The 21,054-nt window shown below is 68.4% G+C and carries 16 protein-coding genes and 2 tRNA genes; 11 read left to right on the top strand and 7 right to left on the bottom strand.

The annotated features are described in order from the left end of the window. Positions 1–40: 40 nt before the first annotated feature. The gene (locus AAG092_RS16635) at positions 41–1,066 is read right to left on the bottom strand and encodes a DUF2066 domain-containing protein (RefSeq protein ID WP_373387540.1); all 1,026 of its coding nucleotides are present in this window, start codon (positions 1,064–1,066) and stop codon (positions 41–43) included. Between the two features lie 197 nt (positions 1,067–1,263). On the opposite strand from AAG092_RS16635, the gene purM reads away from it, so the two are divergent. From purM to AAG092_RS16615, 4 genes are all read left to right on the top strand, one after another. Next, a complete protein-coding gene (gene purM, locus AAG092_RS16630) occupies positions 1,264–2,322 on the top strand; it encodes a phosphoribosylformylglycinamidine cyclo-ligase (protein ID WP_373387539.1) in 1,059 nt (352 codons plus the stop codon). After that, entirely contained in the window at positions 2,322–2,969 is a 648-nt protein-coding gene (gene purN / locus AAG092_RS16625) for a phosphoribosylglycinamide formyltransferase (RefSeq protein WP_373387538.1), read from the top strand. Before purM ends, purN begins: the two co-directional genes overlap by 1 nt. 8 nt (positions 2,970–2,977) lie before the next feature. Beyond that, positions 2,978–3,694, top strand: coding sequence for a DUF3108 domain-containing protein (locus AAG092_RS16620; protein WP_373387537.1), 717 nt, complete (start codon positions 2,978–2,980; stop codon positions 3,692–3,694). A gap of 91 nt (positions 3,695–3,785) precedes the next feature. Next, the gene (locus tag AAG092_RS16615; protein WP_373387536.1) at positions 3,786–4,061 is read left to right on the top strand and encodes a Rho-binding antiterminator; all 276 of its coding nucleotides are present in this window, start codon (positions 3,786–3,788) and stop codon (positions 4,059–4,061) included. 33 nt (positions 4,062–4,094) lie between these two features. Here the strand turns inward: AAG092_RS16615 and AAG092_RS16610 are convergent, their stop codons facing one another. The 5 genes from AAG092_RS16610 to cysM form a co-directional block, all read right to left on the bottom strand. Then, positions 4,095–4,634, bottom strand: coding sequence for a DUF2058 domain-containing protein (locus AAG092_RS16610; protein WP_373387535.1), 540 nt, complete (start codon positions 4,632–4,634; stop codon positions 4,095–4,097). A 14-nt stretch (positions 4,635–4,648) separates the two neighbouring features. Continuing rightward, positions 4,649–5,479: a nucleoside triphosphate pyrophosphohydrolase gene (mazG, locus tag AAG092_RS16605; protein ID WP_373387533.1), complete on the bottom strand. Its 831-nt coding sequence runs from the start codon at positions 5,477–5,479 to the stop codon at positions 4,649–4,651. Between the two features lie 48 nt (positions 5,480–5,527). Continuing rightward, complete coding sequence (gene relA, locus AAG092_RS16600) at positions 5,528–7,774, bottom strand: GTP diphosphokinase (protein ID WP_373387532.1); 2,247 nt, start codon at positions 7,772–7,774, stop codon at positions 5,528–5,530. Positions 7,775–7,854: 80 nt separating this feature from the next. Then, positions 7,855–9,204 carry a 23S rRNA (uracil(1939)-C(5))-methyltransferase RlmD gene (gene rlmD, locus AAG092_RS16595; protein ID WP_373387531.1) on the bottom strand — a complete coding sequence of 450 codons (1,350 nt, stop codon included), beginning with the start codon at positions 9,202–9,204 and terminating at the stop codon, positions 7,855–7,857. A 2-nt stretch (positions 9,205–9,206) separates the two neighbouring features. Next, positions 9,207–10,094, bottom strand: a complete 888-nt coding sequence (gene cysM, locus AAG092_RS16590) for a cysteine synthase CysM (protein WP_373387530.1) — start codon at positions 10,092–10,094, stop codon at positions 9,207–9,209. 131 nt (positions 10,095–10,225) lie between these two features. Between cysM and AAG092_RS16585 the strand changes: the two genes are divergently transcribed. From AAG092_RS16585 to AAG092_RS16570, 4 genes are read left to right on the top strand one after another with little or no spacing between them, the layout of a single operon-like run. Then, positions 10,226–12,973, top strand: coding sequence for a response regulator (locus AAG092_RS16585; RefSeq protein WP_373387529.1), 2,748 nt, complete (start codon positions 10,226–10,228; stop codon positions 12,971–12,973). A gap of 12 nt (positions 12,974–12,985) precedes the next feature. After that, positions 12,986–13,981, top strand: a complete 996-nt coding sequence (locus tag AAG092_RS16580; protein ID WP_110681634.1) for a 2-hydroxyacid dehydrogenase — start codon at positions 12,986–12,988, stop codon at positions 13,979–13,981. A 28-nt stretch (positions 13,982–14,009) separates the two neighbouring features. Then, complete coding sequence (locus tag AAG092_RS16575) at positions 14,010–14,447, top strand: hypothetical protein (protein ID WP_373387527.1); 438 nt, start codon at positions 14,010–14,012, stop codon at positions 14,445–14,447. Further along, positions 14,444–14,848 (top strand): META domain-containing protein, encoded by a 405-nt coding sequence (locus AAG092_RS16570; RefSeq protein ID WP_373387526.1) that lies wholly within the window; start codon positions 14,444–14,446, stop codon positions 14,846–14,848. The genes AAG092_RS16575 and AAG092_RS16570 overlap by 4 nt, the downstream gene beginning before the upstream one ends. A gap of 269 nt (positions 14,849–15,117) precedes the next feature. On the opposite strand, the gene dinB is transcribed toward AAG092_RS16570, so the two are convergent. Continuing rightward, complete coding sequence (dinB, locus tag AAG092_RS16565) at positions 15,118–16,173, bottom strand: DNA polymerase IV (protein ID WP_373387525.1); 1,056 nt, start codon at positions 16,171–16,173, stop codon at positions 15,118–15,120. Positions 16,174–16,308: 135 nt separating this feature from the next. On the opposite strand from dinB, the gene AAG092_RS16560 reads away from it, so the two are divergent. The 3 genes from AAG092_RS16560 (at position 16,309) to putA (ending at position 20,789) form a co-directional block, all read left to right on the top strand. Then, a tRNA-Met gene (locus AAG092_RS16560) sits at positions 16,309–16,385 on the top strand. A gap of 115 nt (positions 16,386–16,500) precedes the next feature. After that, positions 16,501–16,577: transfer RNA gene (locus tag AAG092_RS16555), tRNA-Met, on the top strand. Between the two features lie 276 nt (positions 16,578–16,853). Then, positions 16,854–20,789 (top strand): trifunctional transcriptional regulator/proline dehydrogenase/L-glutamate gamma-semialdehyde dehydrogenase, encoded by a 3,936-nt coding sequence (gene putA, locus AAG092_RS16550; protein ID WP_373387523.1) that lies wholly within the window; start codon positions 16,854–16,856, stop codon positions 20,787–20,789. The last annotated feature ends 265 nt before the right edge of the window (positions 20,790–21,054 follow it).

Below are 21,054 nucleotides of genomic sequence, written 5' to 3'. Positions count from 1 at the left end.
CTCCGTCGCTATGGATGGGGGACGCCGCCGGTAGCCGAGCTTACCAGCGGAAACGCATCAGGTTGGCCGGGGCTGGTGCGGGCGCCGCCTGCGGATTGGCGCTGGCGTCCAGCGGCACGGCATCGGCCGGTACTTCCTGCAGGCCGGCCAGGCCCAGCTGGGCACGCAGCTGTTCAGCACTGGCATTGACCTGCCACACCAGCAGATCGCCCTTGGCGCGCAGCAGGCGGGCGGCGAAGGGTTCGAGCAGGCGCTCCAGCTCGGCATAGCGCGCCAGGTTGGCGCCCTGGATTTCCAGGGTCAGGGCGCTGGCGGCACCGGGCTTGACCAGGAAGCGCGGCGCCAGGCGCTGGCTCACGGCCAGCAGCACGGCATCGGCCAGCGCCTTCTGATCGGCGCCCTGGGCCTTGCCCTGCTCGCGGGCGTCGCCCAGCCACAGGCGCCACTCGGCCTGCCACTGACCGCCCTCCTCACGGGCCTGCACGGCCAGCAGGGCATCGGCGCCGTAGCGCTCGGAGGCCGGCTGCAGCGCGTCCGGCTGGCTGGCGCCGAGGTTTTCCGGAGTCGCCACCAGTTGCTCCTGCAGATCGGCCAGCGGCAGGCGCAGCGGCAGACCGCGATGCTGGGCGGCCTGTTGCAGCGGTGCGGCGACTTCCTGACCATCGCCGATCAGGCTGGCACCTTCGGCGCCGCTGTTCAGCCACCAGGCCAGAATGACCGGGCGATTGGCGCCCCACAGCGCCAGGCCGGCCTGGCGCAGCTTGTTCTCGGTGGTCAGCGGGTCAAAGTCCACCACCAGGGTCTCGCCTTCGTAGACGTACTGGCTAACCAGCTGTTGCGGGTCCTGACGCACGCCTTCCAAGGCCGGGCTCTGCACCGCCTTGGCGTCGCCGGTCAGGCGCAGCACCAGGGTTTCCAGGGCGCGATTGAGGGCGGCCGTGCGCTCCTCCGGTTGCTGGCTGGTGACCGGCTCGCGCACCTGGTAGAGGCCGCTGACCGTCTCGGCCAGGGCCGGGAGGCTGAGCAGCGAGAGGCAAAGTGCAAACAGGCGGGCGGACAGGCGCATCGATAGGGTCTCGGTTGGGGAGGATGTGCCCGGGCGGCACACGAAGGGCTATACCTTAAACAGCCGCCTGTCCCCCGGCAACCGTCGCGCCCGGTGGCCGCTGGCGGGCAAGCCTGATAAAATCGCGCGCCTTCGCGGACCGGCCCCTGCATGCGCCGGTCGCCCCGAGCATTCTCCCTTTCTAAAGGCCCGAACCCATGAGCAAGCAACCCTCCATCAGCTACAAGGATGCAGGTGTCGACATCGACGCCGGCGAAGCCCTGGTCGAGCGCATCAAAGGCGTGGCCAAGCGCACCGCACGTCCGGAGGTCATGGGTGGCCTGGGTGGTTTCGGCGCCCTCTGCGAAATCCCGGCCGGCTACAAGCAGCCGGTGCTGGTGTCCGGCACCGACGGCGTCGGCACCAAGCTACGCCTGGCGCTGAACCTGAACAAACACGACAGCATCGGCCAGGACCTGGTCGCCATGTGCGTCAACGACCTGGTGGTGTGCGGCGCCGAGCCGCTGTTCTTCCTCGACTACTACGCCACCGGCAAGCTGAATGTCGACGTGGCCGCCACCGTGGTCACCGGCATCGGCGCCGGTTGCGAACTGGCCGGTTGCTCCCTGGTCGGCGGTGAAACCGCCGAGATGCCGGGCATGTACGAAGGCGAAGACTACGACCTGGCCGGTTTCTGCGTCGGCGTGGTGGAGAAGAGCGAGATCATCGACGGCTCGAAAGTGGTCACCGGCGACGCCCTGATCGCCCTGCCCTCTTCCGGCCCGCACTCCAACGGCTACTCGCTGATCCGCAAGATCCTCGAAGTGTCCGGCACCGACATCGAAGCCACCGAGCTGGGTGGCAAGAAGCTGGCCGACCTGCTGATGGCGCCGACCCGCATCTACGTCAAGCCGCTGCTCAAGCTGATCAAAGAAACCGGCGCGGTGAAGGCCATGGCCCACATCACCGGCGGCGGCCTGCTCGACAACATCCCGCGCGTGCTGCCGCAGGGCGCCCAGGCGATGATCGACGTGGCCAGCTGGACCCGCCCGGCGGTGTTCGACTGGCTGCAGGAAAAGGGCAACGTCGACGAGCACGAGATGCACCGCGTCCTCAACTGCGGTGTCGGCATGGTCATCTGCGTGGCCCAGGACCAGGTCGAGGCCACCCTGGCCAGCCTGCGCGCCTCCGGCGAAGCCCCGTGGGTGATCGGCCAGATCGCCCAGGCCGCCGAAGGCGCCGAGCAGGTCGTGCTGAACAACCTGAAAGCCCACTGATGGCCGACTGCAATGTCGTGGTGCTGATCTCCGGGTCCGGCAGCAACCTGCAGGCCCTGATCGACAGCATCGCCAATGACGGCAACCCGGCGCGCATCGCCGCGGTGATCTCCAACCGCGCCGATGCCTATGGCCTGGTCCGCGCGCAGAACGCCGGCATCCAAACCCGGGTGCTGGACCACAAGCAGTTCGACGGCCGTGAGGCCTTCGATGCCGCACTGGTCGAGGCCATCGACGGCTTCGACCCGCAGCTGGTGGTGCTGGCCGGCTTCATGCGCATCCTCACTGGCGACTTCGTGCGCCACTACGAGGGCCGCCTGCTGAACATCCACCCCTCGCTGCTGCCCAAGCACAAGGGCCTGCACACCCACCAGCGCGCGCTGGAGGCTGGCGACCGCGAGCATGGCTGCAGCGTGCACTTCGTCACCGAGGAACTCGATGGCGGACCACTGGTCGTACAAGCCGTGGTGCCGGTAGAGTCTGGCGACACGCCGGAGAGCCTGGCCCAGCGCGTGCACAGCCAGGAGCACAACATCTATCCCCTGGCCATGCGCTGGTTCGCCGAGGGCCGCCTGAAGCTGGGTAAGACCGGCGCACAACTGGACGGCAAGGACCTGCCGGCCACCGGACACCTGATCCGCACATAGGAGATTCCATGTCCCGCATTCTGCTGATGCTGCTCGCCCTCCTGGCCCTGCCGGTGCAGGCCCTGGAGCTCAAGCCCTTCTCCGCCAGCTACACCGCCGACTGGAAGCAGGTGCCGATCAGCGGCACCGCCGGGCGCAGCCTCAAGGCCCTGGACAACGGCCGCTGGGAACTCAACTTCGAGGCCTCCATGCTGGTCGCCAGCCTCAGCGAGACCAGCACCCTGCGCATGGAAAGCGACGCCTTCCTGCCGCTGACCTACCGCTTCGACCGCAGCGGCCTGGGCAAGGCCAAGCAGATCGAGCTGGACTTCGACTGGACCGAGAAGCAGGTGCTGGGCAACGACCGTGGCGAGCCGGTGCGCTTCCCGCTCAACCGCGGCCTGATGGACAAGTCGACCTACCAACTGGTGCTGCAGCACGATGTCGCCGCCGGCAAGCAGAGCATGAGCTACCAGGTGATCGATGGCGACGAGATCGAGACCTACGACTTTCGCGTGCTCGGCGAGGAGCGCGTGCGCACCAAGGCCGGGCTGATCGACGCGATCAAGGTCGAGCGCGTGCGCGACCCGACCCAGAGCAGCCGCAAGACCGTGCTCTGGTTCGCCAAGGACTGGAACTACCTGCTGGTACGCCTGCACCAGGTGGAAAAGGACGGTAAGGAATACCAGATCATGCTCAAGGACGGCCAGGTCGACGGCCGCACCGTCGAGGGCCTGCGCGAATAGGGCGGAGCCACTCGGGAAAGCCGGGCCATGCCCGGCTTTTTTGTGCCCGCCAATCGGTCTAGGCTGAACCTTCGACATGGAGGAACACGCGATGAGCGATGCCTACCGCCCCCTGGCCTGCGACCTCTACGACTACCTGGAAATCGCCTGCATGCACCGCTACCGCCTGCGCATCGAGCTGGTCGATGGCGGCGAGCTGCAGGCCCAGGCCCTGACCACCCGCACCGAGCCGAGCAAGGAAGAATTCTTCGTGGTACAGAGCGAGGCCGGCGAGCAGCGGCTGCGCCTGGACCAGCTGCTGGCCATCACCCCGCTCGACCCGGGCGCCAGCTTCGGCCGCGTACTGCTCGGCAACCGGCCCTGCTGATGGCGCCAGCCGGGCAGCGGCCCGGCTGCGGCCTTACCACATCAGATCATCGGGGATCTGGTAGGCGGCGTACGGGTCGTCCTCGTCCGGCCCTTCGCTCTGCACGTTGAGCAGGACGATGCGCTGGGCGTCGCGCTCCTGGATCTTCAGCGCCGCCTCGCGCGGGATCACCTCGTAGGCGCCGCCATGGCGGACGATGGCCAGCGAGCCGCGGCTGAGCTTGTCGCGCATCAGGTTGTTCACCGCGATGCGCTTGACCTTCTTGTCGTCGACGAAGTTGTAGTAGTCCTCGCCATTGATCTTGGGCAGGCGGCTGGTCTCGATCAGCTGCTTGATCTGCGCGGCGATGGCCTTCTGCTGGGCCTTCTCCTGCTGCTGGCGGTTCAGTTCCTGGTCGCGCGCGGCCTTCTCGGCCATGGCCTGCAGGGCGGCCTGCTTCTGCGAATCATCGACCTCGACCTGGTTCTTCTTCTCCAGGCGCTGCTGCTTCTGTTTCTGCTTGCCGGCCTGCTTGGCCTGCTTTTCATTGACCAGGCCGGCTTTCAGCAGCTGGTCGCGGAGGGAAAGGCTCATGGGGTTCTCATCACTCAGCAGCCAGGCTGCAGTTTTTCCAGTTTCTTGGCTTCGCCCCACAGGGCATCCAGTTCATCCAGGCTGCAATTCTCGATGGGCCGACCGGCCTCGCGCAATGCCTGTTCGATATGGCGGAAGCGCCGCTCGAACTTGCCGTTGGCCGCGCGCAGGGCAGCTTCCGGGTCGACCTTGAGGTGCCGCGCCAGGTTGGTGACGACGAACAGCAGGTCGCCGATCTCCTCGGCGATGGCCCCGGCATCGTTCTCGCTCATGGCCTCCAGCACTTCGTCGAGTTCCTCGCGCACCTTGTCCACCACCGGCAACGCCTCGGGCCAGTCGAAGCCGACCTGGGCCGCGCGCTTCTGCAGCTTGGCGGCACGCGACAGCGCCGGCAGCGCCGTGGGCACATCGTCGAGCAGCGACAGCTGTTCGGGCGCCGCGGCCTTCTCGGCGCGCTCCTCGGCCTTGAGTTCCTCCCAGCGCTGCTTGACCGCCGCCTCCTCCAGCTTCGCCGCATCCGGCGCGCCATACAGGTCGCCGTCAGGGAACACGTGCGGGTGGCGACGGATCAGCTTGCGGGTGATGCCGTCGACCACCTGGGCGAACTCGAAGCGCCCCTCTTCCCTGGCCAACTGGCTGTAGTAGACGACCTGGAACAGCAGGTCGCCCAGCTCGCCGGGCAGATGGTCGAAGTCGCCGCGCTCGATGGCGTCGGCCACCTCGTAGGCTTCCTCCAGGGTGTAGGGGACTATGGTTGCGTAGCTCTGCTTGAGGTCCCAGGGGCAGCCGTGCCGCGGGTCGCGCAGGCGGGCCATCAGGTGCAGCAGGTCGTCGAGCTGGTACATGGGGCTTCCGTGGGGTCGAGGGCGCCCCGCCGCAGCGGGGAGCGCCCGTTAGGTGCCGGAGCGATTGCGCCGCGCCTCGATGATGTTGGGCAACTGGGAGATGCGCGCGAGCAGGCGCGACAAGGCATCCAGCCCGGGAATCTCGATGGTCAGCAGCATGGAGGCGGTGTTGTCCTCCTTGTTCGAGCGGGTGTTCACCGCCAGCACGTTGATGCGCTCGTTGAGCAGCACCTGGGTCACGTCGCGCAGCAGGCCGGAACGGTCGTAGGCCTTGATCACGATGTCCACCGGGTAGGTCTGCACCGGCACCGGCCCCCAGCTGACCTGGATGATCCGCTCCGGCTCGCGCCCGGCCAGCTGCAGCACCGAGGCGCAGTCCTGGCGGTGGATCGAGACCCCGCGACCGACGGTGATGTAGCCGACGATCGGGTCGCCCGGCAGCGGCTGGCAGCAGCCGGCCATCTGCGTCAGCAGGTTGCCGACGCCCTGGATCTGGATATCGCCGCGCTTGCCCGGGCGCGGCGCACTGGCGCGCCGCGGGATCAGCTCGAGCTGCTCGTTGCCGCGCTCCGGCTCGACCTGCTGCTGGGCCAGGTTGACCGCATGGGCCAGGCGCAGGTCGCCGGCGCCGAGGGCCGCGTACATGTCCTCGACCGTCTTCAGGTTGCACTTCTCCGCCAGCTTGGCGAAGTCCACCGCCGCCAGCGCCAGGCGCGCCAGGTCGCGCTCGAGCATGGCCTTGCCGGCGGCGACGTTCTGCTCGCGGTCCTGCAGCTTGAACCAGTGGACGATCTTCGCCCGCGCCCGGCTGGTGGTGATGTAGCCCAGGTTGGGGTTGAGCCAGTCGCGGCTCGGCGCACCGTTCTTGCTGGTGATGATCTCGACCTGCTCGCCGGTGTGCAGGCTGTAGGTCAGGGGCACGATGCGCCCGTTGATCTTGGCGCCGCGGCAGTTGTGGCCGATCTGGGTGTGCACGCGGTAGGCGAAGTCCAGCGGCGTGGCGCCCTTGGGCAGGTCGATGGCGTGGCCGTCCGGGGTGAACACGTAGACCCGGTCCGGCTCGATGTCGACCTTGAGTTGCTCGGCCAGGCCGCCGATGTCGCCCAGCTCCTCATGCCACTCCAGCACCTGGCGCAGCCAGGCCATCTTCTCCTCGTAGTGGTCGGAGCCGCCCTTGGCGTCGGTGCCCTTGTACTTCCAGTGGGCGCACACGCCCAGCTCGGCCTCCTCGTGCATGGCCTGGGTGCGGATCTGCACCTCCAGCACCTTGCCGTCCGGGCCGATCACCGCGGTGTGCAGGGAGCGGTAGCCGTTCTCCTTGGGGTTGGCGATGTAGTCGTCGAATTCCTTGGGAATGTGCCGCCACAGGCTGTGCACGATGCCGAGGGCGGTGTAGCAGTCGCGCACCTCCGGTACCAGCACGCGCACCGCGCGCACGTCGTAGATCTGGCTGAACTGCAGGCCCTTGCGCTGCATCTTCCGCCAGATCGAATAGATGTGCTTGGCGCGGCCGCTGATGTCGGCCTTGATCCCGGTGGCGGTGAGCTCGGTGCGCAGCTGGTTCATCACGTCGGCGATGTACTGCTCGCGGTCGAGGCGGCGCTCGTGCAGCAGCTTGGCGATCTGCTTGTACTGCTCCGGCTCCAGGTAGCGGAAGGACAGGTCCTCCAGCTCCCACTTGATATGGCCGATGCCCAGGCGATGGGCCAGCGGCGCGTAGATGTCGAAGACCTCGCGTGCCACGCGGTGGCGCTTCTCGTCGTCGGCATGCTTGACCGCGCGGATCGCACAGGTGCGCTCGGCCAGCTTGATCAGCGCCACGCGCACGTCGTCGACCATGGCCACCAGCATCTTGCGCAGGTTCTCCACCTGGGCCTGGGAACCGAGCACCAGGGAGTCGCGCGGATTCAGCGAGGCGCTGATCGCCGCCATGCGCAGCACACCCTCGATCAGCTTGGCCACCACCGAGCCGAACTTCTCCTGCACCGCCTTGAGCGTGGTCTTGCCCTCGCGCACGGCGCGGTAGATCACCGCGGCCACCAGGCTGTCCTGGTCAAGCTTGAGGTCGGCGAGGATCTCGGCGATCTCCAGGCCGGTCTGGAAGCTGGAGTTGCCCTCCGCCCACAGGTTCTGCGCGGCATTGGCCTGCTGCTCGACCTCGCGGGCGAACTCGCAGGCCGCCTTGAGGGCCTCGCGGTCGAGCGCCGGGTCGACGCTCAGCGTATGGTCCAGCCAGGCCTCGAGGTTGATGCTGCCGTCGAGGTTGATCGGCTGGTGTGCTCTGACCTGTACCATCTTCTGCCTTCCCTACGGCGAGTTAAGCCCCGCCGGATTAGCTCTGACCTTCTCTGGGCCAGTCGGATTACAAGGGCTTCCTAGCCCCTCTCGAATAACGCCATCGCCTCCACATGTGCCGTCTGCGGGAACATGTCGAGAATCCCGGCCCGCTTCAGCCGGTAGCCCTGCCGGACCAGCTCGGCGGCATCGCGCGCCAGGGTCGCCGGGTTGCAGGACACATAGACCAGGCGCCGCGCGCCCAGCCGGTGAATCTCCTTGACCACCTCGAACGCGCCGTCACGCGGCGGGTCGAGCAGTATCGCGGCGAAGCCGCGGGCGGCCCAGGGGGCGCCGGCCAGCGGCTTCGACAGGTCGGCCTGGAAAAAGTGCAGATTGCCCAGGCCGTTGGCCGCGGCATTTTCCCGCGCCCGCGCCACCATGGCCTGCACGCCTTCCACCGCCACCACTTCGCCGACCCGCTGCGCCAGCGGCAGGGCGAAGTTGCCCAGGCCGCAGAACAGGTCCAGCACCCGCTCGCCAGTCTGCGGCGCCAACCAGTCTAGCGCCTGTTCGACCATGGCCTGATTGACCGCACCATTGACCTGCACGAAATCGCCCGGGCGGTACTGCAGCTCCAGGTTCCAGGGCTCCAGGCGATAGCCCAGGCGCTGCTCCGGCACATCGGGCTCGGGCTCGCCGGCGCCGTGCAGCCACAGCTGCGCCTGGTGCTCGGCACAGAAGGCGCGCAGGTGCTGCAGATCGGCCTCGCCCAGCGGCGCCGTATGGCGCAGCAGCAGGGCCGCCTGGGTGCCGTGGAACAGCTCGACGTGGCCGAGTGTCTGGGGCTTGTCCAGCGCCCGCAACAGCGCCGGCAGGGCGCGCAGGATCGGCTGCAAGGGCTGTACCAGCACCGGGCAGTCGTCGATGGCGACGATGTCCTGGCTGGCCGCGGCACGGAAGCCGACCTCCAGGCGCTTGCCCTTGACGTCCCAGCGCACGGCGATGCGCGCGCGGCGCCGGTAGCCCAACTCGGGGCCGGTCAGCGGCGCCGCCCACTCATCCGGTTCGACGCCGGCCTGGCGCTGCATCTGTTCGGCCAGGCTGCGCTGTTTCAGGGCAAGCTGCTCGGCATGCGGCAGGTGCTGCAGGGTGCAGCCACCGCAGCGGCCGGCATGCGCGCAGGCCGGCTCGCGGCGCAGCGAAGAAGGGGTCAGCACGCGCTCGCTGCGCGCCTCCACCACCTGGGCGCGGGCGGCCAGCACGCGTGCCTCGACCTCCTCGCCAGCCAGCGCACCGGCGACGAACCAGCTGCGCCCCTCGACGAAGGCGATGCCGCGACCGTCGTTGGCCAGACGCTCGATGGTCAGCTTCTGCTTCTTGCCGACCGGCACCTGGGCCTTGCGCTCGCCGCCGGCGGGCTGGAAGCGCAGCGATCTGTGCTTGCTCATGGTCAGTGGTTGAACAGGCCGGACGACAGGTAGCGGTCGCCGCGGTCGCAGATGATCGCCACCATCACCGCATTCTCGGTCTCGCGCGCCAGCTTGAGCATGGCCGCCACCGCACCACCGGACGACACGCCGCAGAAGATCCCTTCCTCGCGCGCCAGACGGCGCATCATGTCCTCGGCCTCGGCCTGGGAGATGTCCAGGACGCGGTCGACCCGGCTGGCATCGAAGATGCTCGGCAGGTACGCCTGCGGCCAGCGGCGGATGCCGGGGATGGCTGAGCCGTCCTGCGGCTGCAGGCCGATGATCTCCACGGCCGGGTTCTGCTCCTTGAGGTAGCGCGAGGTGCCCATGATGGTGCCGGTGGTGCCCATCGAGCTGATGAAGTGGGTGATGGCGCCCTGGGTCTGGCGCCAGATCTCCGGACCGGTACTGCGGTAGTGCGCCTCGGGGTTGTCGCCGTTGGCGAACTGGTCGAGCACCTTGCCCTTGCCCTCGGCCTGCATGGCCAGGGCGAGGTCGCGCGCCACCTCCATGTTGTCCACCAAGATCAGCTCGGCGCCGTAGGCGCTCATCGCCGCCTTGCGCTCCTCGGTGGAGTTGCCGGGCATGATCAGGATCATCTTGTAACCCTTGATCGCCGCCGCCATCGCCAGGGCGATGCCGGTGTTGCCGCTGGTGGCTTCGATCAGCACATCGCCGGGCTGGATGTCGCCGCGCAGCTCGGCGCGAGTGATCATCGACATGGCCGGGCGATCCTTCACCGAGCCGGCCGGATTATTGCCTTCCAGCTTCACCAGCAGGTGATTGCGCTCGCTGCCGGGCAGACGCTGCAGGCGAACCAGCGGGGTGTTGCCGATGCAGTCGGCGATGGTGGGGAACTGCAGGGTCATGCGAAGCGGCCATCCGTTCGTGAAACAGGTGCCCCATGATAGCGGCAAACCGCCGCCGGCCATATCGCCACGCTGTCCGCCCACCGGCCCAGCCGCTAAACTCGCGGAACATCGGATCGCTGGAGAACCCCGTGTTCAAGGACCTCGGCATCAAGGGCCGCGTGCTGCTGCTCACCCTGCTCCCCACCAGCCTGCTGGCGTTGCTGCTGGGCGGCTATTTCACCTGGATGCAGCTGGCCGACCTGCGCAGCCAGCTGCTGGTGCGCGGCGAGCTGGTGGTGCAGCACCTGGCACCGCTGGCCGCACCAGCCCTGGCCCGCGAGGACAGCGCCCAGCTCAAGCGCCTGGCCGAGGAGACCCTGAACCAGCAGGACGTGCGCGCCGTCGGCTTCCTCTCCACCGAGCGGCGCAGCCTGGCCCAGGCCGGGCCGAGCATGCTCAACGAGCCGCCGCAGCTCACCGTCGAGCCGCTGGCCACCCGCACCAGCCAGGATGCCACGCGCTTCCTGCTGCCGGTGTTCGGCCGCCACCAGAGCCTGGCCGGCCCCAGCGAACCGGACAGCGCCGACCGCCTGCTGGGCTGGGTCGAGCTGGAGCTGTCGCACCATCGCACCCTGCTGCAGGGCTATCGCAGCCTGTTCGCCAGCCTGTTGCTGATTATCGCCGGCCTCTCCGTCACCGCCCTGCTCGCCCTGCGCATGAGCCGCACCATCAACGACCCCCTGCGCCACATCCAGCAGGGCGTCAACCAGCTCAAGGAAGGCCATCTGGAGACCCGCCTGCCACCCCTGGGCAGCCACGAGATGGACGAACTGGCGGCCGGCATCAACCGCATGGCCGAATCGCTGCAGAACGCCCAGGAGGAGCTGCAGCACAGCATCGACCAGGCCACCGAGGACGTGCGGCAGAACCTGGAAACCATCGAGATCCAGAACATCGAGCTGGACCTGGCGCGCAAGGAGGCCCTGGAGGCCAGCCGCATCAAGTCCGAGTTCCTGGCCAACATGAGCCACGAGATCCGCACCCCGCTCAACGGCATCCTCGGCTTCACCGGCCTGCTGCAGAAAAGCGAGCTGACGCCGCGCCAGCAGGACTACCTGGGCACCATCGAGAAGTCCGCCGAGAGCCTGCTGGGGATCATCAACGAGGTCCTCGACTTCTCCAAGATCGAGGCCGGCAAGCTGGTGCTGGAAAGCATTCCGTTCAACCTGCGCGACCTGATCCAGGACTGCCTGACCATCCTCGCCCCCGCCGCCCACGACAAGCGCCTGGAGCTGGTCAGCCTGATCTACCGCGACACCCCGCTGGCCCTGCAGGGCGACCCGCTGCGCCTGAAGCAGGTGCTGACCAACCTGGTGAGCAACGCCATCAAGTTCACCCGCGAGGGCAGCATCGCCGTGCGCGCCATGGTCGAGGACGAGAACGACGAGCGTGCCCAGCTGCGCATCAGCGTGCAGGACACCGGCGTCGGCCTGTCCGACGACGACCTGCGCGCGCTGTTCCAGGCCTTCAGCCAGGCCGACAACTCGCTCTCCCGCCAGGCCGGCGGCACCGGCCTCGGCCTGGTCATCTCCAAGCGCCTGATCGAGCAGATGGGCGGCGAGATCGGCGTCGACAGCAACCCCGGCAGCGGCTCGGAATTCTGGATCAGCCTGACCCTGCCCAAGGCCCGCGACGACGGTGACGACCTGCCGCGCGTGCCGCTCGAGGGCCGTCGCGTGGCCCTGCTGGAGAGCCACGAACTGACCCGCCAGGCCCTGCAGCACCAGCTGGAGGACTGCGGACTGCAGGTGCAGGACTGCACCAGCCTGGACGCGCTGCTGGAACAGGTGGCGCGCCAGCGCCAGGACGGCCGGCCGATCGAGCTGGCGGTGCTCGGCGTGTGCCTGCAGCAACTCCCGCCCGAGCAGCTCGGCCAGCGCATCTGGGACCTCGAGCGGCTCGGCTGCAAGGCTCTGGTGCTCTGCCCCACCACCGAGCAGGCGCGCTACCTGGAGGCGCAGCCGGAAATCCAGGTACAGGCCAAGCCGGCCTGCACGCGCAAGCTGCTGCGCGCCCTGATCGACCTGATCCACCCGCGCCAGCCCAAGGCCGAGACGCCGGCCCCGCTGACCAGCCGCGCGCCGCGCCTGCTGTGCGTCGACGACAACCCGGCCAACCTGCTGCTGGTGCGCACCCTGCTCGGCGACATGGGCGCCGAGGTCACCGCCGTGGACAGCGGCTACGCCGCCATCGAGGCAGTGCAGCAGCAGCCCTTCGACCTGGTGTTCATGGACGTGCAGATGCCCGGCATGGACGGGCGCCAGGCCACCGAGGCGATCCGTCAGTGGGAGCAGGAGCGCGAGCGCAGCCCGTTGCCCATCGTCGCCCTCACCGCCCACGCCCTGGCCAACGAGAAGCGCGCCCTGCTGCAGGGCGGCATGGACGACTACCTGACCAAGCCGATCAACGAACGCCAGCTGGCCCAGGTGGTGCTCAAGTGGACCGGCCTGGCCCTGCGCAACCACGCCGCGCCGAGCGCCCCCGAGGCGCCGCCGTCGACGGCCGCGCTGCGCGTGCTCGACCCCGAGGAGGGCCTGCGCCTGGCCGCCGGCAAGGCCGACCTGGCCGCCGACATGCTGAGCATGCTGCTGGCCGGCCTGCCCGCCGACCGCCAGGCCATCCGCCAGGCCCGCGAGACCGGCGAGCGCGGCGCGCTGATCGAGCGGGTGCACCGCCTGCACGGCGCCACCCGCTACTGCGGGGTGCCGCAACTGCGCGCTGCCTGCCAGCGCAGCGAGACCCTGCTCAAGCAGGACGACCCGGCGGCCCAGACCGCCCTCGACGAACTGGACATGGCTATCACCCGCCTGGCCGAGCAGGCCGCCGTCGGCGCCTGAAGGAGCGACTCCATGCGCATCGTGCTGTTCAGCAGCAAGCCCTACGACCGCGAGAGCTTCCGCGCCCACACACTGCCCACCGACTGGCAGCTGGAATTCCAGGACTGCCTGCTGCGCGCCGACACCGCCGCCCTGGCCGAAGGCTGCGCGGTGGTCTGCGCCTTCATCAACGACGACCTGTCCGCGCCGGTGCTGGAGCGCCTGGCCGCCGGCGGCACGCGCCTGATCGCTCTGCGCTCGGCCGGCTACAACCATGTCGACCTGGTGGCCGCCGAGCGCCTGGGGCTGGCCGTGGCGCGGGTGCCGGCCTATTCGCCGCATGCAGTGGCCGAGCACGCGGTGGCGCTGATCCTGGCGCTGAACCGGCGCATCCACCGCGCCTTCAACCGCACCCGCGAGGGCGATTTCTCGCTGCACGGGCTGACCGGCTTCGACCTGCACGGCAAGACGGTGGGCGTGATAGGCGCCGGCAAGATCGGCCAGGCCTTCGCCGGCATCATGGCCGGCTTCGGCTGCCGGGTGCTGGTCTACGACCCCTATCCGGTGCCTGAACTGGCGAGCTTCGGCGGCCACCAGGTCACCCTCAACCACCTGATCGCGGCAAGCGACATCATCAGCCTGCACTGCCCGCTGAACGAGGGCAGCCGCCACCTGATCGACAGCGCCCGGCTGGCACAGATGAAGCGCGGCGCCATGCTGATCAATACCGGGCGCGGCGCGCTGGTCGACACCCCGGCGCTGATCGGCGCGCTGAAGAGCGGCCAGCTCGGCTACCTGGGCATCGACGTGTATGAGGAAGAGGCCGAACTGTTCTTCGAGGACCGCTCCGACCAGCCGCTGCAGGACGACGTACTGGCGCGCCTGCTGACCTTCCCCAACGTCATCGTCACCGCCCATCAGGCCTTCCTCACCCGCGAGGCGCTGGCCGCCATCGCCACCACCACCCTGGACAACATCGCCGCCTGGGCCGCCGGCACGCCGCTCAACCGGGTGACCGCTGCCGCGTGATAGCATCCCGCGCAGCTCAGGAGGCTGCATGACCACCCACGATTTCCGCTACACCCTGCTCAACCCGCAACACACCCTGACCGAATGCCGCGCCCTGGCGCCGGGCCGCTACCAGGTCACCGGCAACGGTGGCGCCATCCAGGCCGGCGACACCCTGCTGGTGACCCTCAAGGGCAGCCGCGAGCTGTCCATGAGCCTGGCCGTGGAGAAGGTCCGCCACCTGATCAACCCGCCCGGCCAGTGGCTGGCGGTGGCCAGCGGCCCGGTCTTCCGCGAACTGGCGATCCATACTTGGCAGGTCGACTGCGACGGCTGCGGCAAGCGCATCGACCTGGAGTTCGCCGTCGACGCCAGCCTCGGCGCCAAGGCCCAGGCCCCGGCGGCCGAAGCACGGCTGGCCGAACTGGGCTGGGCCAGCCGCGGCGGCAAGCACTTCTGCCCTGCCTGCAAGGAGCAAAGCCTATGAAACACGCCCTGGTTCCCGCGCTGCTCGCCGCCACCCTGGCCGGTTGCGCCAGCGACCCGGTACAGCTGGAAAGCGACAAGACCTATCGAGTGGAATGGATCGGCGAGCGCCCGCTGATCGACCGCAGCCACCTCACCATCACCCTCGGCGAGGATGGCCGCGCCTATGGCAGCGCCGGCTGCAACCACTGGTTCGCCAGCTACCAGCGTGACGGCGAGAAGCTGACCTTCGCCCAGGCTGGCGCCACCCGCAAGCTGTGCGCACCCGCCCTGATGGAACAGGAGCAGCGCTTCCTCGAAGCCCTGGGCCAGGTGCAGCGCTGGGACGTGTCCGGCATCGGCCAGCTGCGCCTGTGGCCGGCGGCGGGCAAGCCGATCCGGCTGTGGCCGGAAGAAGGCTGAACAGTCCTCCGCAGCCTCTTTCCGCGGTAGCCCGGATGCAATCCGGGGGCGAAGTTGCCTGCTTTCCCGGATTTCATCCGGGCTACTCGCCCCCTCTTCCATAGATGAGCGAGAGGGGCCGTAGCACCCTGCCGACATGGATCTCTCCAGCCCCCATCACCTCTCCCGTTTACGGGAGAGGGCTAGGGAGAGGGCCGGCCACATACCCTCTCCCCCGCCCCCTCTCCCACAAGTGGGAGAGGGGAGTCACAGCCAGGCTGTTCGATGTCCTACTCCTCGAACAACTCCAACTGCTCATGCCGGCCACGCAGATCCTGCAGACGCACCCCCACGCCGAGCAGGCGCACCGGCTTGTTGCCACGGGCGAAGGCGGCGCTCAGCAGTAGCTTGTAGCTGTCCAGGTCACGGCGCGCACCGGCCTGCTCCAGGGTGGTCTGGCTGAAGTCGTGGAACTTGATCTTGACGAACGGCTTGTCCGGCCGGTAGCTGGCGTCCAGCCGGGCCATGCGGGTGTCGAGCTGCGCCAGCAGCTCGGGCAGGTGCTCCAGGCAGGCGGCCAGATCCGGCAGGTCATGGTCGTAGGTGGTTTCCACACTCACCGACTGGCGCCGGCTGTCCACCTGCACGGGGCGCTCGTCGATACCGCGTGCCAGGCTCCAAAGGCGCTCGCCGAAGCTGCCGAACTCGCGCGCCAGGGCCAGCTTGCTCCACTCGCGCAGGTCCGCGCAGGTGGCAATCCCCAAGCGCCCCAGCTTGTCCGCGGTGACCTTGCCCACGCCATGCAGCTTGCCCACCGGCAGCTCGGCGACGAACGCCTCGACCTGGTCCGGGGTGATCACGAACAGCCCATTGGGCTTGCGCCAGTCGCTGGCGATCTTGGCCAGGAACTTGTTCGGCGCCACCCCGGCCGACACCGTGATGTGCAACTCCTGGGATACCCGCCGGCGGATGTCCTGGGCGATGCGGGTAGCACTGCCGGCGAAATGCTGGGTGGCGGATACGTCCAGGTAGGCCTCGTCCAGCGACAGCGGCTCGATGATCTCGGTGTAGTCGCGGAAGATCGCGTGGATTTCCCGCGACACCGCCTTGTAGGCATCCATCCGCGGCTTCACCACCAGCAGATCCGGACACAGCTTGAGCGCCTGCCCGGTCGGCATGGCCGAGCGCACGCCCCAGGCCCGCGCCTCGTAGTTGCAGGTGGCGATCACCCCGCGCCGATCCGCCGCGCCGCCGACGGCCAGCGGCTTGCCGGCCAGGCGCGGGTCGTCGCGCATCTCGATGGCGGCGTAGAAGCAGTCGCAGTCGATGTGGATGATCTTGCGCACGGAAGTCCCGAAAGCCCCGCCGGGCATGCCCTGAGAGCCTGCAGTCTACACCTCTGGCACGCTAAGCATCTGACGATAAAACAATTTTCCCAAAACAGAGGTTGACACAAGAGCGCTCCTGAGTAGAATGGCCGCCGCGGGATGGAGCAGTCTGGTAGCTCGTCGGGCTCATAACCCGAAGGTCGTCGGTTCAAATCCGGCTCCCGCAACCAGATTCAAGAAAAGGCCACTCAAACGAGTGGCCTTTTTCGTTCGTCTACGATTTATGTTTTCGATCAAAAGCAATAAATCGATTGACAGAGATGTATTCCTGCGTAGAATGGGCGCCGCGGGATGGAGCAGTCTGGTAGCTCGTCGGGCTCATAACCCGAAGGTCGTCGGTTCAAATCCGGCTCCCGCAACCAAATACCAGAGAGAAACCCCGCAGTGCGCAAGCGCTGCGGGGTTTTCTTTTTGCCCGCCGAAAATCCCCGCCCGCCACCCGCCCCGGCAATCTCTCCTATGCTGCAGCTGACATGCGCGTGTTTGCCGAACATAGGCGCAACTCGGCACGCCCAATAAAGTGCAACTCGTCGGCATAGCCCGAACAATAAGGTTGCACCTAGTTGCACCCAGGTCGATCCTGCGCTTACTCTCTCGGCCACGCGTTATCCGCGCTCCACTGCAGATAGGATTTACCCATGGCGACCACCACCCTTGGCGTGAAACTCGACGACGCCACCCGCGAACGTCTCAAGAAAGCAGCCCAGCAGCTCGACCGTACGCCGCACTGGCTGATCAAGCAGGCGATCTTCAACTATCTGGAGCAGGTCGAGGGTGGCCTGACCCCGGCCGAGCATGCCGGCCTGGCCGCCGCAGCCGGCGAGGAGGCGGTGGAGCAGCTGAACGAGGCGGGCCTGCAGGTATTCCTCGACTTCGCCGAAAGCATCCTGCCGCAGTCGGTGCTGCGCGCCGCCATCACCGCCGCCTACCGCCGCCCGGAAACCGAGGCGCTGCCGATGCTGCTGGAGCAGGCGCGCCTGCCCAAGGAGCTGGCCGAGGCCGCCAACGGCATGGCCCTGGGCATCGCCGAGAAGCTGCGCAACCAGAAGAGCGCCGGTGGCCGCCAGGGCCTGGTGCAGGGCCTGCTGCAGGAGTTCTCGCTGTCGTCCCAGGAAGGCGTGGCGCTGATGTGCCTGGCCGAGGCGCTGCTGCGCATCCCGGACAAGGCCACCCGTGACGCCCTGATCCGCGACAAGATCGCCAACGGCAACTGGAGCCAGCACCTCGGCCAGAGCCCGTCGATGTTCGTCAACGCCGCCAGCTGGGGCCTGCTGATCACCGGCAAGCTGGTGTCGACCCATAATGAAGCCGGCCTCACCTCCTCGCTCAACCGCCTGATCGGCAAGAGCGGCGAGCCGGTGATCCGCAAGGGCGTGGACATGGCCATGCGCCTGATGGGCGAGCAGTTCGTCACCGGCGAGACCATCGGCGAGGCCCTGGCCAACGCCAGCAACATGGAAGCCCGCGGCTTCCGCTACTCCTACGACATGCTCGGCGAGGCCGCGCTGACCGAGGAAGACGCCAAGCGCTACCTGGCCTCCTACGAGCAGGCCATCCACGCCATCGGCAAGGCCTCGCACGGCCGCGGCATCTACGAGGGCCCGGGCATCTCGATCAAGCTGTCGGCCCTGCACCCGCGCTACAGCCGCGCCCAGTACGACCGCGTGATGGACGAGCTGTACCCGATCCTGCTGAACCTGACCAAGCTGGCCAAGCAGTACGACATCGGCATCAACATCGACGCCGAGGAAGCCGACCGCCTGGAAATCTCCCTCGACCTGCTCGAGCGCCTGTGCTTCGCCCCCGAGCTGGCCGGCTGGAACGGTATCGGCTTCGTCATCCAGGCCTATCAGAAGCGCTGCCCGTACGTGATCGACTACGTCATCGACCTGGCCAAGCGCAGCCGCCACCGCCTGATGATCCGCCTGGTGAAAGGCGCCTACTGGGACAGCGAGATCAAGCGTGCCCAGGTCGAGGGCCTGGAGGGCTACCCGGTCTACACCCGCAAGCCCTACACCGACGTCTCCTACATCGCCTGCGCGCGCAAGCTGCTGGCCGTGCCGGAAGCCATCTACCCGCAGTTCGCCACCCACAACGCCCACTCGCTGTCGGCCATCTACCAGCTGGCCGGGCAGAACTACTACCCGGGCCAGTACGAGTTCCAGTGCCTGCATGGCATGGGCGAGCCGCTCTACGAACAGGTGGTCGGCTCGGTCAAGGACGGCAAGTACAACCGTCCGTGCCGCATCTACGCCCCGGTCGGCAGCCACGAAACGCTGCTGGCCTATCTGGTGCGTCGCCTGCTGGAAAACGGCGCCAACACCAGCTTCGTCAACCGCATCGCCGACCACAGCATCTCGCTCAAGGAGCTGGTGCTGGACCCGGTCGAGCAGGTCGAGCAGATGGCCGCCCAGGAAGGCGCAGTCGGCCTGCCGCACCCGCGCATCCCGCTGCCGCGTGACCTGTACGGCGCCGCCCGCGCCAACTCCAGCGGCATCGACCTGGCCAACGAGCACCGCCTGGGCTCGCTCAGCTCGGCGCTGCTGACCTCCACCAACACCAGCTACGTGGCCGGCCCCATGCTCGGCTGCGACACGCCCAACCCGGGCCCGGCCGAGCCGGTGCGCAACCCAGCCGACCACCGCGACCTGGTCGGCCATGTGCACGAGGCCAGCGAGGCCGACGTCAAGAGCGCCATCCTCTGCGCCCAGGCCAGCGGGCAGATCTGGCAGTCGACCCTGCCGGCCGAGCGCGCCGCCGTGCTGGAGCGCGCCGCCGACCTGATGGAGAGCGAGATCCAGCAGCTGATGGGCCTGCTGGTACGCGAGTCGGGCAAGACCTTCGCCAATGCCATCGCCGAGGTGCGCGAGGCGGTGGACTTCCTCCGCTACTACGCAGCCCAGGCACGCAGCTTCGGCAACGACAGCCACCGCCCGCTGGGCCCGGTGGTGTGCATCAGCCCGTGGAACTTCCCGCTGGCGATCTTCACCGGCCAGGTCTGCGCCGCGCTGGCCGCCGGCAACACCGTGCTGGCCAAGCCGGCCGAGCAGACCCCGCTGATCGCCGCCCAGGCCGTGCGCATCCTGCTGGAGGCCGGCGTACCGGCCGGCGCCGTGCAGCTGCTGCCGGGCCGCGGCGAGACCGTCGGCGCCCGCCTGGTGGGCGACGAGCGCGTGCGCGGCGTGATGTTCACCGGCTCCACCGAAGTGGCCGGCATCCTCCAGCGCAACATCGCCGGGCGCCTGGACGCCCAGGGCCGCACCATCCCGCTGATCGCCGAGACCGGCGGCCTCAACGCCATGATCGTCGACTCCTCGGCCCTGGCCGAGCAGGTGGTGATCGACGTGGTCAGCTCCGCCTTCGACAGCGCCGGCCAGCGCTGCTCGGCCCTGCGCGTGCTGTGCGTGCAGGCCGACGTGGCCGACCGCGTGGTGGAAATGCTCAAGGGTGCCATGGCCGAGTACCGCATCGGCTCGCCGGAACGCCTGCACACCGACATCGGCCCGGTGATCGACGCCGAGGCCAAGGCCAATATCGAGCAGCACATCCAGAAGATGCGCGAGAAGGGTCGCAAGGTCTTCCAGGCCGCTCGCGCCGACGCCGAGGAGATCAAGCGCGGTACCTTCGTGCTGCCGACCCTGATCGAGCTGGACAGCTTCGACGAGATGAAGCGCGAGATCTTCGGCCCGGTGCTGCACCTGGTGCGCTACCAGCGCGCCGACCTCGACAACCTGCTGCAGCAGATCAACGACAGCGGCTACGGCCTGACCCTCGGCGTGCACACGCGCATCGACGAGACCATCACCCAGGTGGTGGACAGCGCCAAGGTCGGCAACCTCTACGTCAACCGCAACATCGTCGGCGCCGTGGTCGGCGTGCAGCCGTTCGGCGGTGAAGGCCTGTCCGGCACCGGTCCCAAGGCCGGCGGACCGCTGTACCTGTACCGCCTGCTGTCGACCCGTCCGCAGGAGGCCGTGGCCCAGTACCTCAAGGGCGACAACGTGCAGGCGCTGGCCCTGCCGACCGAGCTGGACAAGGCGCGCGCCGCCTTCGCCGCCTGGGCCGGCAAGCAGGAGCCGGGCATCGCGGCCCTGTTCGAGCAGTACCTCGGCCTGTCGCAGAGCTACACCAGCCACCTGCTGGCCGGCCCCACCGGCGAGCGCAACAGCTACACCCTGCTGCCGCGCGAGCGCGTGCTGAACCTGGCCGAGGAGCGCGCCGACCTGCTCGCCGAGCTGGCCGCGACCCTGGCCGTGGGCAGCCACGCACTGTGGCCGGAAAGCCAGCGCAGCCTGTTCGCCGAGCTGCCCAAGGAGGTGCAGAAGCGCATCGTCCTGGTGGCCGACTGGACCGGTGGCGACGCCGAGTTCGACGCCATCCTGCACCACGGCGACTCCGACCAGCTGCGCGAGGTCAGCCGCCAGGCGGCCCAGCGCAAGGGCGCGATCGTCAGCGTGCACGGCCTGAACAAGGGCGAGACCGACATCCCGCTGGAGCGCCTGCTGATCGAGCACGCCCTGAGCGTCAACACCGCGGCGGCCGGCGGCAACGCCAGCCTGATGACCATCGGCTAAGACCCGAGCATGCCCTCGCCCATCCGCACCGGGTGGACGAGGGCATGAAAGCGGGGTGAAAGCCTGGCGCGGCATGCTTGCGCCGCCAACGCCCCCAGGAAAGCCAGATTCACACCCGGGAGCTCCGCCAGAGCGCCCAAACCGGCCATGCCGCGGCTCGGCCGCGTCGGACGCCACGCGTCGCACACCTGCACAGGGGGTTACCCACCCGGTGCGGCGCGCCTTCCCTACCGGCACCTCGGTGCCATGCGCCAGCCTACCCGGC

It is taken from the genome of Pseudomonas alcaligenes (genome assembly GCF_041729615.1).
Lineage (GTDB): Bacteria > Pseudomonadota > Gammaproteobacteria > Pseudomonadales > Pseudomonadaceae > Aquipseudomonas > Aquipseudomonas alcaligenes_B.
The sequence above is the reverse complement of the archived record's forward strand: the minus strand, read 5'-3'. Positions and strand labels throughout refer to the sequence as shown.

Coding starts and splice junctions, on each gene's coding strand:
- AAG092_RS16635 (WP_373387540.1), bottom strand. CDS start 1,066: ATGCGCCTGTCCGCCCGCCTGTTTGCACTTTGCCTCTCGCTGCTCAGC.
- purM (WP_373387539.1), top strand. CDS start 1,264: ATGAGCAAGCAACCCTCCATCAGCTACAAGGATGCAGGTGTCGACATC.
- purN (WP_373387538.1), top strand. CDS start 2,322: ATGGCCGACTGCAATGTCGTGGTGCTGATCTCCGGGTCCGGCAGCAAC.
- AAG092_RS16620 (WP_373387537.1), top strand. CDS start 2,978: ATGTCCCGCATTCTGCTGATGCTGCTCGCCCTCCTGGCCCTGCCGGTG.
- AAG092_RS16615 (WP_373387536.1), top strand. CDS start 3,786: ATGAGCGATGCCTACCGCCCCCTGGCCTGCGACCTCTACGACTACCTG.
- AAG092_RS16610 (WP_373387535.1), bottom strand. CDS start 4,634: ATGAGCCTTTCCCTCCGCGACCAGCTGCTGAAAGCCGGCCTGGTCAAT.
- mazG (WP_373387533.1), bottom strand. CDS start 5,479: ATGTACCAGCTCGACGACCTGCTGCACCTGATGGCCCGCCTGCGCGAC.
- relA (WP_373387532.1), bottom strand. CDS start 7,774: ATGGTACAGGTCAGAGCACACCAGCCGATCAACCTCGACGGCAGCATC.
- rlmD (WP_373387531.1), bottom strand. CDS start 9,204: ATGAGCAAGCACAGATCGCTGCGCTTCCAGCCCGCCGGCGGCGAGCGC.
- cysM (WP_373387530.1), bottom strand. CDS start 10,094: ATGACCCTGCAGTTCCCCACCATCGCCGACTGCATCGGCAACACCCCG.
- AAG092_RS16580 (WP_110681634.1), top strand. CDS start 12,986: ATGCGCATCGTGCTGTTCAGCAGCAAGCCCTACGACCGCGAGAGCTTC.
- AAG092_RS16575 (WP_373387527.1), top strand. CDS start 14,010: ATGACCACCCACGATTTCCGCTACACCCTGCTCAACCCGCAACACACC.
- AAG092_RS16570 (WP_373387526.1), top strand. CDS start 14,444: ATGAAACACGCCCTGGTTCCCGCGCTGCTCGCCGCCACCCTGGCCGGT.
- putA (WP_373387523.1), top strand. CDS start 16,854: ATGGCGACCACCACCCTTGGCGTGAAACTCGACGACGCCACCCGCGAA.